Here is a 13,705-nt window from a genome sequence, read left to right on the forward strand (position 1 = left end):
CAGGAGAACCATGTCGGAACAGGTAGGCGATTACTTGCTGCGCCGGTTGCGGGAATGGGGTGTCGAACAGGTCTTCGGATACCCCGGCGACGGCATCAACGGCCTGATCGCCGCCTTCGGACGGGCCGACAACACACCGCGTTTCGTGCAGAGCAGGCACGAGGAGATGTCGGCGTTCCAGGCGGTGGGTTATGCCAAGTTCAGCGGCCGGGTCGGCGTATGCGCGGCGACGTCGGGCCCCGGCGCCATCCATCTGCTCAACGGTCTCTACGACGCCAAGCTCGACCACGTGCCGGTGGTGGCGATCGTCGGGCAGACCGCGCGCAGCGCCATGGGCGGCAACTATCAGCAGGAAGTGGATCTGCAGGCGCTGTTCAAGGACGTGGCATCCGAATACCTGGTCGAGGTCAATGTCGCCGACCAGCTGCCCAACGCCCTGGATCGAGCATTTCGCACTGCCCTCGCCCGCCGCGCGCCGACAGCGGTCATCATTCCGGCCGATCTGCAGGAGGAACCCTACGAACCACCCGCGCATGCCTTCAAGGAAGTGCCGTCCAGCCCACCGAGCGCACCGCTGACCAGCTCGGTACCGGTGCGATCCGAGCTGGAACGGGCGGCGGCCGTGCTCGACGCGGGCACCAAGGTGGCCATGCTGATCGGGCAGGGTGCGCGCGACGCGGCGGACGAGGTGCTCGAGATCGCGGAACTGACCGGTGCGGGCATCGCCAAAGCGCTGCTCGGCAAAGACGTACTCAGCGACGAACTGCCGTTCGTCACCGGCTCGATCGGCTTGCTCGGCACCCGCCCCAGCTACGAGCTGATGCGCGACTGCGACACCCTGCTCATCGTCGGCTCCAACTTCCCCTACAGCCAGTTCCTGCCCGAATACGATCAGGCCCGCGCGGTGCAGATCGACCTCGACGGTGCCCTGATCGGCATGCGGTACCCGACCGAGGTGAACCTGGTCGGCGACGCGAAAGCCACACTGCGCCAGCTCATTCCACTGCTACATCGCAAGGACGACCGCTCCTGGCGCGAGACGGTCGAAGCGAATGTGGCGCAGTGGTGGCAGACCGTCGAGAACCAGTCGATGCTCGATGCCGAACCGGCCAATCCCATGCGGATCGTGTGGGAACTCTCGCAGCGCATCCCCGACGACGCGATCGTCACCGCCGACTCGGGTTCCTCCACCACCTGGTACGCCCGTTGCCTTCGCATGCGCGGCACCATGCGGGGATCGCTGTCGGGCACATTGGCGAGCATGGGCGCGGGCGTGCCGTACGCGATCGGCGCCAAATTCGCGCACCCGGGACGGCCGGTGATCGCCATCGTCGGTGACGGTGCCATGCAGATGAACGGGCTGAACGAACTGCTCACCATCCAGCGCTACCAGGACCTGTGGCCCGATCAGCGGCTGATCGTGTGCGTGTTCCACAACAACGACCTCAATATGGTCACCTGGGAACTGCGCGCCATGGGTGGCGCGCCGAAATTCGAGGAATCGCAAACACTTCCGGACGTCTCCTACGCCGATATCGCCCGCTGCGCGGGCATGGTCGGCATCAGCGTGGACAGGTCCGAGGACATCGGCCCGGCCTGGGACCGTGCGCTGGCGGCGGATCGCCCGGTGCTGCTCGACATCCGCTGCGATCCCGAGGTGCCGCCGCTGCCGCCGCACGCGACCGCCGACCAGGTCAAGGACCTGGGACGGGCTGTGCTGCAAGGTGATCCGGGCGCGTGGCGGCTGTTCGTGCAGGGAGTGAAGTCGAAGGCGCAGGAACTGCGCCGCTGAGCGTGGTGGCCGACCCGACGGCCGGCCACCACCGCCTCGCTACGGCGTCGAGTAGCCGATCAGCGCGCCGATGCCCGCGCCGATCGGGATGGTCACCAGCGCGCCGACACCGCCGAGGAAGAAGCCGAGAACAGCACCGATTCCGGCGCCGATGAGCGCGCCGATCCCCGCATTGTGCTGCTTACGGGCCTGGGTCTCGGCGGCCTCGTCGATGAACTCGGCTGTATTGGCCGTGACGGCGGCCGGTGCGCCCACCGGAGTGAGGGTGAGCGAGCGGCCGTCGGCCGCGATGGCCGCTGCCAGGTCGAAGGTGCCCGCGGTCGATACGATTCGGGTCGGAATGGACGCGACCGCACGGCCCTCGCGATCGGTGAGGGTCACGCTGCCGCCCGTGAGGGTGAAGGTGCCGTCGACCACCGAGGTGGTGAGCCCTGCACCGTCGGCCGAGGGGCCCGCGGTGAACGCCACCCCGTTTTCGGTGCCCTGGACAACCGGGGCCGCCGTCGGTGCGGCGTGAGCGTTGGTGGTGGCGGTGAGGCCGACAGCCCCGACCGCGAGGACAGCGACCGCGCAGAATTTCTTCATCTTGCCCCTCCAGTCTGCCCGCCGGAGTCCGGCGGAACATCCTCTGCCGGACCGGATCTCGGCCCGAGATCATCTTCACACTGTCCCCACCGGATGTGAACCCACCAGCGGTCATACCGGAAAAACATCACCGAATGGGCGCATCCACCGAATGAGATTGCCACACCGTAGGTTTCGCTATGCCGCCGAAATTCGTATATGCCGGATCCAAATTTTCTCGGCAGGATGAGTATTCAGGGAATCGAGCGGAAGGAACGTCATGACGATCCTGGTGACAGGAGCAACGGGCAGTGTCGGACGCAAGGTCGTAGACCAACTGATCGCGCGAGGGGTCTCCGATATCCGGGCGTTGACGGTGAATCCAGACCGGGCGGCGCTGCCCGCCGGGGTGGTGCCGGTGCGCGGCAATCTGCGTAAGCCCGACAGCCTGGACGGGGTATTCGACGGCGTGGACCGGATCTATCTCGCCCCGGCACCCGAAGTCGTCGGTGCGGTGCTCGAGCGAGCGGCAGCGGCCGGCGTCCGCCACGTCGTCGATCTGTCCGGCGAACCCGACAGCTGGTGGGGGACCGTGAGCAATGCCGTCGAGGACAGTGGGCTGGCGTGGACGCACCTGTGGCCCGCCGACTTCATGGAGAACAGCGTCAGCTGGTCGCAGCAGATCCGCGCTACGGGTACGGTTCGCGAACCGCGCCCCGAGACGGCCACCGCACCCGTCGCGATGGACGATATCGCCGCGGTAGCCGCGACCGCTCTGCTCGACGACGACCACCTCGGGCGTGCCTACCCGCTGGCAGGACCGGAAGTCCTCACCCGCGCCGAGCAGCTCGCCCAGATCGCCGCCACCATCGGCCGCGAGCTCACCTTCCTCCGATCCGATCGGGCCGAAACCATTGCCGCCCTGGCGCCGAGTATGGGCGACAACACCGAGTGGTACGTCGACAACGTCCTGCTCGGCTACAGCCCGCCGATCGACACGCTGCCGATCACCAGCGTCCAGGACATCACCGGCCGCCCGGCGACCACCTTCCGCGACTGGGCGAAAGCCAACGCCGATCAGTTCCTCGACGGCTGATCCACATGCCTACGGCACCTGCGGGGCTCGTGGCGGTCGAGCTTCATCCGAGCGCGCGGACCCGCAGTGCGCGGGCGAGATGATCGCGTTGCTCGACGACCAGGCGGCGCAGGGCCGCGGGGGCGTCGGTGTTCGTCGCGAGCCAGTTGCCCACGGCTGCCAGGGAGTCGGCGGCGGGAAAGAGGCCGATGACGATGCGGCGGGCGATCTCGATGCTGCGCTGCTCCCAGGTCGGACGCAGTCGGGTGAAGTACTCGTCGTCGTAGGAGCCGATCAGGTCGCGGCGGTCGCCTGCGCGGAAACCGTCGATCACGGCGTCGAGGTGGTCGTTGGTGAGCGCGGTGTCGTCGAAGATGCGCGTCCACGCGGCGGCTTTCACGTCCCGATCCGGGCGGGCGGCCAGGGCATGCAGGTGAGCGGTGCGGCCCGAGGCGGTGTCGTCGCGGGTGAGTTCGATGTCCAGCTCGTCGGCGGTCGCGGCGCCGGTCGCGGCCAGTGCCGTCCAGAGGGCCCACCGCAGGTCAGGGTCCAGGGCCAGCCCCTTCGGAGCGGGAGTTTCACCGAGCAACATGGCGCGGATATCGGCGGCCCGCCCCGCGTCGACGGTGGCGGCGGCCGCGGTCGCGCGGGCGAACGCCAGCTGCTCGCCGGAACCGGGCGCAGCGGAATATAGTGCGGTCCAGCATGATTCGAGCCATTCTTGGCGCCACCTGTCGCGCTCGGCGGTCGGCAGGTAGTGGCCGATGGCGAAGGAGGCGTTCGAAAGCGCCGCCGTGAGCAGGGCCGTATTGGACTCGGCGGGAGCGAAGTCGCGGGCCATCGTCAGATACCGGCCGACGGCGAGCTCGCCGTCGCGCGTGGCATTCCACAGCGCCGACCAGATCAGCCCGCGGGCCAGCGGGTCGACCACGCGGTCGAGTGAGCGCTCCACGGTCGCCAGGGAATCGGCGTCGAGACGAACCTTCGCGTAGGTGAGATCGCCGTCGTTGAGCAGCCGCAGGGGAGCGGGGGAGAGGGTGATCGGGGTGCGCTCCTCGACGATGTCGACCTCCACGCGGTCACGGCGGACGAGGGCGCCGTCGGCGTCGAAGTCGTAGAGACCGACCGCGAGCCGGTGCGGGCGTGGATCGGTCTGCACGATGTGGTCGTCCTCGAGGGTCACGGTGGAGACGCCGGTGGTCTGCAACCAGGCGCGTGCCCACGCGTCGAGGTCGCGGCCGGACTCGGCGGACAACTCCCTCAGCAGATCGCCGAGGGTCGTGTTGCCGAACGCGTGGGCCCGGAAGTAGCGGCGGGCGCCCGCGAAGAACGCCTCCCGGCCGACATAGGCGACGAGCTGCTTGAGCACGCTCGCGCCCTTGGCGTAGGTGATGCCGTCGAAATTGAGCTTGGCCGCCTCGAGATCGGTGATGTCGGCGACGATCGGATGCGTCGTCGGCAACTGATCCTGCAGGTACGCCCACGCCTTACGGCGGTTGGCGAACGCCACCCAGGCGTCGGTCCACTCGGTGGCCTCCGCACTGGCCAGCGCGCCCATGTAGTCGGCGAAGGACTCCTTGAGCCACAGGTCGTCCCACCACACCATGGTGACGAGATCGCCGAACCACATGTGCGCCATCTCGTGCAGGATCGTGTTCGCACGGCCCTCGTACTGCGCCGCCGTCGCCGCACCACGGAACACGTAGGCCTCGGTGAAGGTGACCAGGCCCGGGTTCTCCATGGCGCCGAGGTTGTATTCGGGCACGAACACCTGGTCGTACTTGCCCCAGGGGTACGGGTAGGCGAAATGCTCGGCGAAGAACTCGAGGCCTTGGCGGGTCACCTCGAGAATCGTGTCCGCGTCCAGATGGTCGGCCAGCGAGGCGCGGCACAGCACGCCGAGCGGGATCGTCAGTTCCCCACGGCTCCACGAGGATTCGACGCGGTGATACGGACCGGCCGCGACCGCGGTGATGTAGGTGGAAATCGGCAGGGTCGGTGAGAACTCCACCGTCTGATTCGGGCCGTCGACGGTCACGGTATCGGCGGGCCGATTCGACATGACCTCCCAGCCGTCGGGCGCCGTGACGACAAAGGTGAACGGCGCCTTCATATCGGGCTGCTCGAAGCAGGCGAATACCCGGCGCGCGTCCGCCGGCTCGTACTGGGTGTAGAGGTAGGTGCTGCCGTCGGCCGGATCGAGGAACCGGTGCAAACCCTCACCCGAGCGGCTGTACTCGCCGACCGCCCGCACAACGATGACGTTCGATGCCGACAGGCCGGTCACGGTAATCCGAGCGCCGTCATAGTCGACCGCCACTTCCCGTCCGTTCACGGTGACCGATTCGACTGCGAGACCGAGGAAATCGAGCCACGTCTCGGTCGCCGTGGCGTCGAAGGCGACCGTCGTCGTGGTGGTGAACCCCGGGCGAGCGTGCTCGGGTGCGCCGGACAGATCGAGTTCGACGCGGTAGTCACGCACGGTGACCGTGGCGGATCGCGCGGCGGTCTCGGAGCGGGTCAGGTTGGCGGTAGTCACGTCCCGATCCTGCCAGTCATGAGGTGGGGGAGGGGAGTGGTTATCGCGCCCCCGATCTATTCGACTGGGAGGCAAGGTAATTCGGGCGGCCGAGGCCGACTGTCGATCTGCTTGCCGGGGCGGTGTACGCCTCGGGCAGGCTCAGGCCGGTGAATAACATGCCGATAGCGCGATATGCGCATCTACTTATGAATCACTCTCGATCTCAAACAAAACAACCGGCTACGCCGGCCTTCTTAGGACCCCGAAGGGCAGAAGCCGCCTTCGGCTCAGCGTGAACAGAATGCTGTTCGCTGTATCCGCCGACTGGTTTCGTAGGTCCTGTTCGCGCAGGTTCGATCGAAAGGCCCTCGAATGTCCGTTCCAGCCGACGCCGTGCGTGTGGTGAAGCTCGGCGCCCACATCGGTGCCCGCATCGACGGCATCCGCCTCGGTGGTGACCTCGATGTGCGTTCGGTCGACACCATTCGCGCCGCGCTCGCCGAACACAAGGTGATCTTCTTCCGCGGTCAGGAGCATCTGAGCGAGGACGGGCAGTACGAATTCGCCGAGCTCCTCGGTGCACCGACCACCCCGCACCCCACGGTGACCTCGGCGGGGGCCAAGAGTCTGGCGATCGACTCGCATCAGACCAGGTCGAATGTGTGGCACACCGATGTCACGTTCGTCGACCGGGTGCCCAAGGCCTCGATCCTGCGGGCGGTGACGCTGCCCGAGTACGGCGGTACGACCACCTGGGCGTCCACCGTCGCGGCGTACGACTCGCTGCCTGCCTCACTGAAACTGCTCGCGGGGAATCTGCGCGCCAGGCACACCAATCGTTACGACTACGCGGCCGACGTCGTGGACCGGACCGATGATTTCGAACGCGCGTATCGGCGCGAATTCGAGTCGACATATTTCGAGACCGAGCACCCGGTGGTGGAAGTGCACCCGGAAACCGGTGAGCGTGCCCTGCTGCTCGGTTGCTTCGTGAAGGAGATCGTCGGCGTCTCCAGTAGCGAATCACGGGCGTTGTTCCGGCTTTTCCAGGATCGGGTGACGCGCCTCGAGCACACCACCCGCTGGAATTGGTCGCTCGGTGATGTCGCGATCTGGGACAACCGGGCCACCCAGCACTACGCCGTGGACGATTACGACGGCGCGCATCGCAGGCTCACCCGGATCACGCTCGGCGGACCGGTCCCGGTCGGTGTCGACGGGCGGCCGAGCACGGTGATCGCGGGCGACGCGCGCGACTATGTCACTGCGCCCCACCGTGCGGCCTGACGCGAATCCACCGTCGAGCGAGCGGTATCGGTTAGTCTGCGACCGCAGGTATATCCGGCGATCGCGCGCGAATCGGTCCAGCCCGACGATGGGAATGCCGTGAATTTGTGGAGCTATATCCAGGGTCGGGGCGAGGTGCTGACCTTCCTCACCTATCAGCACGCGTCGCTGGCTTTCCAGACCGTGCTGGTGGGAACTGTTGTCGCGGTGCTGATCGCGGTGGCGGTGTACCGGCTGCCGCTGGCGTCGGCATTGACGCTCACGTCGAGCCGGGTGGCGTTGACGATTCCGTCGCTGGCGCTGTTGGCCCTGCTGCTCGTGCCGTTCGGGCTCGGTGTCGTTCCGTCGTTTCTGATGCTGGCGTTCTTCGCGGCGCTGCCGGTGATCGGTAATGCGATCGTCGGCCTGCGCTCGGTACCCGCCTCGGTGGTGGAGTCGGCGCGGGGGATCGGGTTGTCGCGGTGGCGGATTCTGCTCACCGTCGAGCTGCCGATCGCCTGGCCGGTGATCCTCACCGGCATCAGGGTGTCCACGCAGATGATCGTGGGCGTCGCCGCCATCGTCGCCTATGTGCTCGGCCCGGGACTCGGATCGCTCATCTTCAACGGGCTGTCGCGGCTCGGCGGGGCTAACGCGCTCGAAATGGCGCTCACCGGAACCATTCTCATCGTTGTCGTCGCGTTGGTGTTCGACGCGCTCCTCGTCCTGCTCGGACGACTCACCATTGCCAAGGGGCTCTCATGACCACGGTGACCACCCCGTCCGAACGCGACGTGACCGGCGCGTCCATCGTCCTCGACTCCGTCGTGAAGCGGTACAAGGGGCAGGAAAAGCCGGCCGTCGAGCGGTTGGACCTCGAGATCGAGGCGGGTGAGATCGTCGCCTTCGTCGGGCCGTCGGGCTGCGGGAAGACGACGACCCTGAAGATGATCAACCGGTTGATCGAGCCGACGGAGGGCCGGATCTTCATCGGTGGACGCGATGTGACCAGGGAGGATCCGGACAAGCTCCGTCAGTCCATCGGTTATGTCATCCAGTCGGGTGGGTTGTTCCCGCACTGGTCGGTGGCCAAGAACATCGGGGCAATACCCCGGGTGCTCGGCTGGGACAAGAAGCGCATCGCCGAGCGCACCGAATATCTGCTGGATCTGGTGGGTCTTGACTCGGCGACCTTCGCCGACCGGCTGCCCAAGGACATGTCCGGCGGCCAGCAGCAGCGCGTGGGTGTTGCGCGGGCACTCGCCGCGGATCCGCCGGTGCTGCTGATGGACGAACCGTTCGGCGCCGTCGATCCGATCACCCGAGTTCGCCTGCAGGACAGCCTGATCGCGATCCAGCACGAGCTGGGTAAGACCATCGTCGTCGTCACCCACGATTTCGAGGAGGCGACCAAGCTCGGCGACCGGGTGCTCATCCTGTCCGAGGGTGGGCATGTGGAGCAGTACGCGCGGCCCGAGGAGATCCTCACCGATCCGGCCACACCGTTCGTGGAGGAGTTCGTGGGATCGGGGGCGAAACTGGCGTATCTGACGGTGTCCCGGGTGGGTGATGTGGAGGTCGATCCGGTGACGACCGCGCGGATCGGTGAGCCCGCCAAGGAAGTGATCGCCCGGGCGACCCGCGCCGGCCACACCTGGGTGGTCGTGGTCGACTCGGCGGGGCGGCCCCGTTCGTGGCCGTCGCTGCGTGAGGTGTCGAGCAAGCCGGAGGTTTCGGACTATCTGGATCGGCGGCTGCCGGTGGTCGCGCAGTCCTCCACGCTCAACGACGCCCTCGATGCGATGCTCGCGGCGAGCCAGGGCGCCACGCTGGTGACCGACGGGCGGGGCAGGGTGGTCGGTTCGCTCAGTATCGGTGCGGTGACCGACGTGATCCAGACCAAGCTGGCCGAGGCGCACAACGCCGAGGGCGAGACGTCCTACGAGACCTATGTCGATGGTTCGGATCCGACGCCGACCCCGGTGGTCGCCGCCGAGCCGGGGCCGGGTGATCCGGCGTGAAGCGGCTGCGCGCGTTGCCGATCGACGTGTGGTTCGAACCGTTGATCATCGCGGTGATCGGTATCGGGTACCTGCTGTGGTACCGGGCGTCGACGTTCACCGCGACCGAGCAGGCGTCGCTGGGCTGGGCGAATCTGCGGACGACGATCGTCGAGCACGTGCGGCTCACCGTGGTGGCGACGCTGATCGTGGTCGTGGTCGCGATTCCGCTCGGCATCGCGCTGACCCGGCCCGCGCTGCGCAGGCTCGAACCGCTGGCGGTGAACATCGCCAATATCGGGCAGGCGGCGCCGGCGGTGGGTCTGCTCGTGCTCTTCACGTTCTGGTTGGGGACCGGGTTCCGCACAGCGGTGGTCGGTTTGGTGGTCTATGCGATCCTGCCGATTCTGCAGAACACGATCGTCGGGTTGCGGCAGGTGGATCAGCGCACGATCGAGGCGTCGCGCGGGATCGGGTTCTCCGGGCTGCGGACGCTGGTGCAGGTGGAGTTGCCACTCGCGGTGCCGGTGATCCTGAACGGTGTGCGCACGGCGCTGGTGATCCTGGTCGGTACCGCGACCTTGAGCACGTTCATCGGTGCGACCAGTCTCGGGACGCTCATCACGACCGGTGTCACCTTGTTCCTGCCGAAGTTGCTCATCTCCGGTGCGGTGCTCGTCGGCCTGCTCGCCTTGATCATCGACTGGCTCGGTCGGCTCGTGGAGCTGGCCGCGACCCCGCGAGGTATCTCATGAGACGGCTGGTGTGCGCGCTGGTGGCGAGTGTTTCGCTGCTCGCCGGGTGTGGGCTGGTGAGCTCGTCGGGGACCTTCCACGACGCGAGCCTGCCCGGTGGGGATCGGCCGCTCGAGGGCGCGAAGCTGACGGTGACGTCGAAGAGTTTCACCGAGGGCGTGCTGCTGGGCAAGATCACCGCCACGTATCTGGCCGCGGCGGGCGCGTCGATCACGGATCTGACGGGTGCGCCGGGGTCGGCGTCGTCGCGGCAGGCGCAGCTCAACGGTGACGCGGATGTGCTGTGGGAGTACACGGGTACGGGGTGGGTGAACTACCACAACGAGACCGAGACGATCGTCGACCCGCAGGAGTTGTGGCAGCGGGTGCACGAGGTGGAGAAGCGTGACCACGATCTGGAGTGGTTGGCGCCCGCGAATTTCAACGACACCTATGCTTTCGCGGCCTCGACGCCGACCGCCGAACGGCTGGGGGTGCGGTCGTTGTCGGACGTCGCGCAGCTGCCGGTGGCGGAGCGCACGTTCTGTGTCGACGACGAATTCTTCAGTCGCTCGGACGGTTTCATTCCGATGCTGGCGAAGTACGGCATTCCCTACAACGATCCCAACGGGGTGCCCGCGGGCAATGTCACCAGGATGGACGCGGGGGTCGTCTACACCGCGACCGCCAAGGGTGAGCCGTGCCGGTTCGGCATGGTCTACACCACCGACGGCCGGGTGAAGAACCTGAACCTGGTTGTGCTGGAAGACGACAAGAAGTTCTTTCTGCCCTACAGCGGGACCGCTGTGGTGCGTGGTGCGGTGATCGAGGCGCATCCGCAGCTGCGTCCGCTGCTCGGCGCCATCTCCGAGCGGCTCACCGACGATCTGATGCGTGAGCTCAACGGTCGCGTGGACATCGACGGGGAGGACCCGGCCGATGTCGCCTACGAGTGGTTGAAGAGCGCGAACCTGATCGAGTAGGCGCGCGGGTCAGAGATGGTTGAGGCCGACCATCTTGGTCGCGGTGGCCATGGCGGCGGCCAGGCCGAGCGCGCCGAGAGCGGCGACGGCCAGGGATCCGGTGAGGGTCGTGAGACCGAACAAGAAGAACACGCAGGTGGCCAACATGATGGCGGTGCTGGTCAGATCCGTACTCGTCGTATTCGGTGTCCGATTACGTGAGTGGGTCATATCTTCATAGTTGCCAGGAACCGGGGTTACTAAACCGTTATTTTCGGTTCGATGTGCGGGTTTCGGCTGCTCCGGCCTGGGTAGCGCCACAGTGACCGCGAGAGAAAGGCTGTCGAGATGCCGAAGACCACGAGCTCGGGCCGGGCGCGGACATCGGAGCTGCCGAGTACGTTGCAGCGTTCCAGCGCCAAGGCACAGCGGACGTTCGCCAAGGCGCACGACGCGGCGCTGGACGAGTACGGCACCGAGGAACGCGCCAACCGGGTCGCCTACAGCGCGTTGAAGCACAGTTTCGAGAAGGTGGGGGATCACTGGGAGCCGAAAGGCACCAGGGGGCCGTCGGATTCGCGGGCCGCTTCCGGCGGGCGGACGCCGCGCGGTGAGAGCGCCGAAGGGGTGAACGCGAACGCGACCAAGAGTCACCTCATCGATGTCGCCGGGCGGTTGTCGATCACCGGCAGGTGGCGGATGACCAAGGAGGAACTGGTCGAGGCGATCGAGAAGGCCAACCGGCGCGCGACCGCGCGGGCGCGGTCCTGAGATGACCGCCCGCGGCGGTGGTGACGATCAGGCATACGGCCGCGCCGTGCTCTACGGCGTGTGCGTGATCGGCTTGGCGGCGATCGTCTTCGCCGTGGTGAACTTCTGGGCCGCGACACGCACGAATTGTGCGGGCGCGCAGACTCACCTGTGCGATACCCCGGCGCAGGCCGCCGTGATGATCGGTCCGTCGCTGGTGTTGCTGGCCGGTGGGATCGGTGCTTTCGTGCACACCTATCAGCGTTATCGCGACGGGCGGTCGTGGCGGGTGTGGCAGGGGGCAGGATGGTTCCTGTTCATCCTGATGACCGCGTATCTGATGATTTCCGCCGGTACCACGGTGACCGGGTGACCAGTCCGGACGGCACCGCAGGGCGGACGGCCCTGCGGCACCGATCGGGCTAGTTCTGCGGCAGACGTGAGGACTTCTGGCCGCCGGTTCGGGTGCGCGGCGGCTTCACGCCCTGCATGATGTCGTTCCACCACGACTGCAGTGGGCTCGGTTCGGGCCAGCTGACAACGGTGGCGTCCGGCTCGGTCGCCGGTTCGGTGGTGTCGAAGACAGGATGATCGGAATAGCGCATTGCACAACTTCCTCGAGAGAACTGAACTGCTTCTTCACTGATGTGTTGGGGTGCCCCGGCCGGGTTCGCGGTGTGTCCACACACGCAGGCTCGGTCGGGGCGGATCGGTCGACGTCGAGATGACGTCGGCCAGGTCTGTGTGCAGGGTCAGCCACTGGGCGAGTCCGGCGGCGGTGATGATGCGGTCGACGACCGAAGGCGCGGCCTTGACCACGCTGACCCGGACGGTGTCGTGGTGCTGCTGGGCACGAAAGGCCAGATCGAGGATCGACCGGCAGGACATGAAGGTGACTTCGTCGAGATCGACGACCAACTGCCCGCCACCCGAAGCTCGCTGGAAGGCGTCGTCGAGGACGCGCCGCCAGCGCGTGAGGGTGTAGGCGTCGATATCGCCGCGCACGTACAGGACGGTCGCGTTCGATCGGGTCTCCAGGTCGGCGCTCACGCGGGCCGATACATCTGCTGATTCGCCGTCGAAGGCCGGTAGTTCGTATCGTCCTACGTGGCTGGAATGGGTGTTCACGAGTACTCGATTTCCTCGGCACCGGCAGGCCTCACGCTGCGCCACCGGTCCTGGATCCTCAAGATCGGCTGGTACTACCCATTTGAGCACGCCGGTACGCCGCTGTCATGGACTGTGACCGACTCGATGCCGAAATTCGGGACGCAGCGTCGACCGGGATGGAGCCGTGCACGAGCCGTGACCCGGCACGCGACGACGGGTCGGCACAAGCAGTGAATACTGAGGACTATGAGCGATCGGGAGGATGTGTCCGCCGACGAGCGTTTCCTGGTGGAACGGGTCGTCGGCGTGGGCGATCCCCTGCGGGTGGGCTCGTTTCGCTACCGGTTCGGCACGCATCGGTGGGAGTGGTCCGACGAGGTCGCCGCGATGCACGGTTATCCGCCGGGAACCCAGCCGACGACGGAATTGCTCCTGTCGCACAAACATCCGCGTGACCGCGACCGGCTCGAGGCGATGATCACCTCGGTGGAGGACGGTGGCGCGTTCTCGAGTCATCACCGCATCGTCGACACCAACGGCCAGGTCAGGGACGTCCTCGTGGTGTCGGAACCGTGGCGCGACGAGAGCGGTGCGGTGATCGGCACCGCAGGGTATTACATCGATGTCACCGAGACCGCCGAGGAGTTCCGGCGGGAGGCGCTCGACACCACGTTGCCGGGCGTGCTCGAGGCGCGCACAGTGATCGAGCAGGCCAAGGGCGCGTTGATGCTGGTGTATGCGATCAGCGCCGAGCAGGCGTTCCGGGTGTTGCGGTGGCGGTCGCAGGAGACCAATGTCAAGTTGCGCACGATCGCGGAGCGGGTGGTCGCGGAGCTGCCGAAAGTGGCGGGTGACGAGGTGAAGTTGCGCACCAGGCTGGATCATGTGCTGCTCACCGCGCACATGCCCGACTCTGTGAAGGAGTAGGGCG

Annotated in this window: 15 protein-coding genes; 10 read left to right on the forward strand and 5 right to left on the reverse strand. The window is 66.8% G+C overall.

The features are described from left to right. Positions 1-10: 10 nt before the first annotated feature. A complete protein-coding gene (locus tag ACSVDM_RS22620; protein WP_439267626.1) occupies positions 11-1,792 on the forward strand; it encodes a thiamine pyrophosphate-requiring protein in 1,782 nt (593 codons plus the stop codon). Positions 1,793-1,831: 39 nt separating this feature from the next. Here the strand turns inward: ACSVDM_RS22620 and ACSVDM_RS22625 are convergent, their stop codons facing one another. After that, the gene (locus tag ACSVDM_RS22625) at positions 1,832-2,377 is read right to left on the reverse strand and encodes a hypothetical protein (RefSeq protein ID WP_439267628.1); all 546 of its coding nucleotides are present in this window, start codon (positions 2,375-2,377) and stop codon (positions 1,832-1,834) included. A 259-nt stretch (positions 2,378-2,636) separates the two neighbouring features. Here ACSVDM_RS22625 and ACSVDM_RS22630 point away from each other — a divergent pair, with 259 nt between their 5' ends. Next, entirely contained in the window at positions 2,637-3,452 is an 816-nt protein-coding gene (locus ACSVDM_RS22630) for an SDR family oxidoreductase (protein ID WP_439267630.1), read from the forward strand. Between the two features lie 43 nt (positions 3,453-3,495). Here ACSVDM_RS22630 and pepN read toward each other — a convergent pair whose 3' ends face one another. Further along, complete coding sequence (gene pepN, locus ACSVDM_RS22635) at positions 3,496-5,970, reverse strand: aminopeptidase N (RefSeq protein ID WP_439267632.1); 2,475 nt, start codon at positions 5,968-5,970, stop codon at positions 3,496-3,498. 354 nt (positions 5,971-6,324) lie between these two features. Here pepN and ACSVDM_RS22640 point away from each other — a divergent pair, with 354 nt between their 5' ends. From ACSVDM_RS22640 to ACSVDM_RS22660, 5 genes are all read left to right on the forward strand, one after another. Then, complete coding sequence (locus ACSVDM_RS22640; RefSeq protein ID WP_439267634.1) at positions 6,325-7,239, forward strand: TauD/TfdA dioxygenase family protein; 915 nt, start codon at positions 6,325-6,327, stop codon at positions 7,237-7,239. A 99-nt stretch (positions 7,240-7,338) separates the two neighbouring features. Further along, positions 7,339-7,983 (forward strand): ABC transporter permease, encoded by a 645-nt coding sequence (locus ACSVDM_RS22645; RefSeq protein ID WP_067489676.1) that lies wholly within the window; start codon positions 7,339-7,341, stop codon positions 7,981-7,983. Continuing rightward, on the forward strand, positions 7,980-9,239 hold the full coding sequence (locus ACSVDM_RS22650) for an ATP-binding cassette domain-containing protein (protein ID WP_439267637.1): 1,260 nt from the start codon (positions 7,980-7,982) through the stop codon (positions 9,237-9,239). Before ACSVDM_RS22645 ends, ACSVDM_RS22650 begins: the two co-directional genes overlap by 4 nt. Then, complete coding sequence (locus ACSVDM_RS22655) at positions 9,236-9,973, forward strand: ABC transporter permease (RefSeq protein WP_181697148.1); 738 nt, start codon at positions 9,236-9,238, stop codon at positions 9,971-9,973. Before ACSVDM_RS22650 ends, ACSVDM_RS22655 begins: the two co-directional genes overlap by 4 nt. Next, on the forward strand, positions 9,970-10,935 hold the full coding sequence (locus ACSVDM_RS22660) for a glycine betaine ABC transporter substrate-binding protein (protein ID WP_439267639.1): 966 nt from the start codon (positions 9,970-9,972) through the stop codon (positions 10,933-10,935). Before ACSVDM_RS22655 ends, ACSVDM_RS22660 begins: the two co-directional genes overlap by 4 nt. Before the next feature lie 9 nt (positions 10,936-10,944). Here ACSVDM_RS22660 and ACSVDM_RS22665 read toward each other — a convergent pair whose 3' ends face one another. Beyond that, positions 10,945-11,145 (reverse strand): hypothetical protein, encoded by a 201-nt coding sequence (locus ACSVDM_RS22665; protein WP_133734118.1) that lies wholly within the window; start codon positions 11,143-11,145, stop codon positions 10,945-10,947. Between the two features lie 117 nt (positions 11,146-11,262). On the opposite strand from ACSVDM_RS22665, the gene ACSVDM_RS22670 reads away from it, so the two are divergent. Together ACSVDM_RS22670 and ACSVDM_RS22675 are read left to right on the forward strand one after the other, a co-directional pair. Further along, complete coding sequence (locus tag ACSVDM_RS22670; RefSeq protein WP_067489684.1) at positions 11,263-11,685, forward strand: ChaB family protein; 423 nt, start codon at positions 11,263-11,265, stop codon at positions 11,683-11,685. Between the two features lies 1 nt (position 11,686). Beyond that, entirely contained in the window at positions 11,687-12,037 is a 351-nt protein-coding gene (locus ACSVDM_RS22675) for a hypothetical protein (protein WP_439267642.1), read from the forward strand. 49 nt (positions 12,038-12,086) lie between these two features. Here the strand turns inward: ACSVDM_RS22675 and ACSVDM_RS22680 are convergent, their stop codons facing one another. Together ACSVDM_RS22680 and ACSVDM_RS22685 are read right to left on the reverse strand one after the other, a co-directional pair. Next, positions 12,087-12,269, reverse strand: coding sequence for a hypothetical protein (locus ACSVDM_RS22680; RefSeq protein ID WP_067489689.1), 183 nt, complete (start codon positions 12,267-12,269; stop codon positions 12,087-12,089). 34 nt (positions 12,270-12,303) lie between these two features. After that, positions 12,304-12,714 carry an anti-sigma factor antagonist gene (locus ACSVDM_RS22685; RefSeq protein WP_439267644.1) on the reverse strand — a complete coding sequence of 137 codons (411 nt, stop codon included), beginning with the start codon at positions 12,712-12,714 and terminating at the stop codon, positions 12,304-12,306. A gap of 306 nt (positions 12,715-13,020) precedes the next feature. Here ACSVDM_RS22685 and ACSVDM_RS22690 point away from each other — a divergent pair, with 306 nt between their 5' ends. After that, positions 13,021-13,701 carry a PAS and ANTAR domain-containing protein gene (locus tag ACSVDM_RS22690; RefSeq protein WP_439267646.1) on the forward strand — a complete coding sequence of 227 codons (681 nt, stop codon included), beginning with the start codon at positions 13,021-13,023 and terminating at the stop codon, positions 13,699-13,701. Positions 13,702-13,705: the final 4 nt, after the last annotated feature.

It is taken from the genome of Nocardia sp. JW2 (assembly GCF_051843015.1).
GTDB lineage: Bacteria > Actinomycetota > Actinomycetes > Mycobacteriales > Mycobacteriaceae > Nocardia > Nocardia coubleae.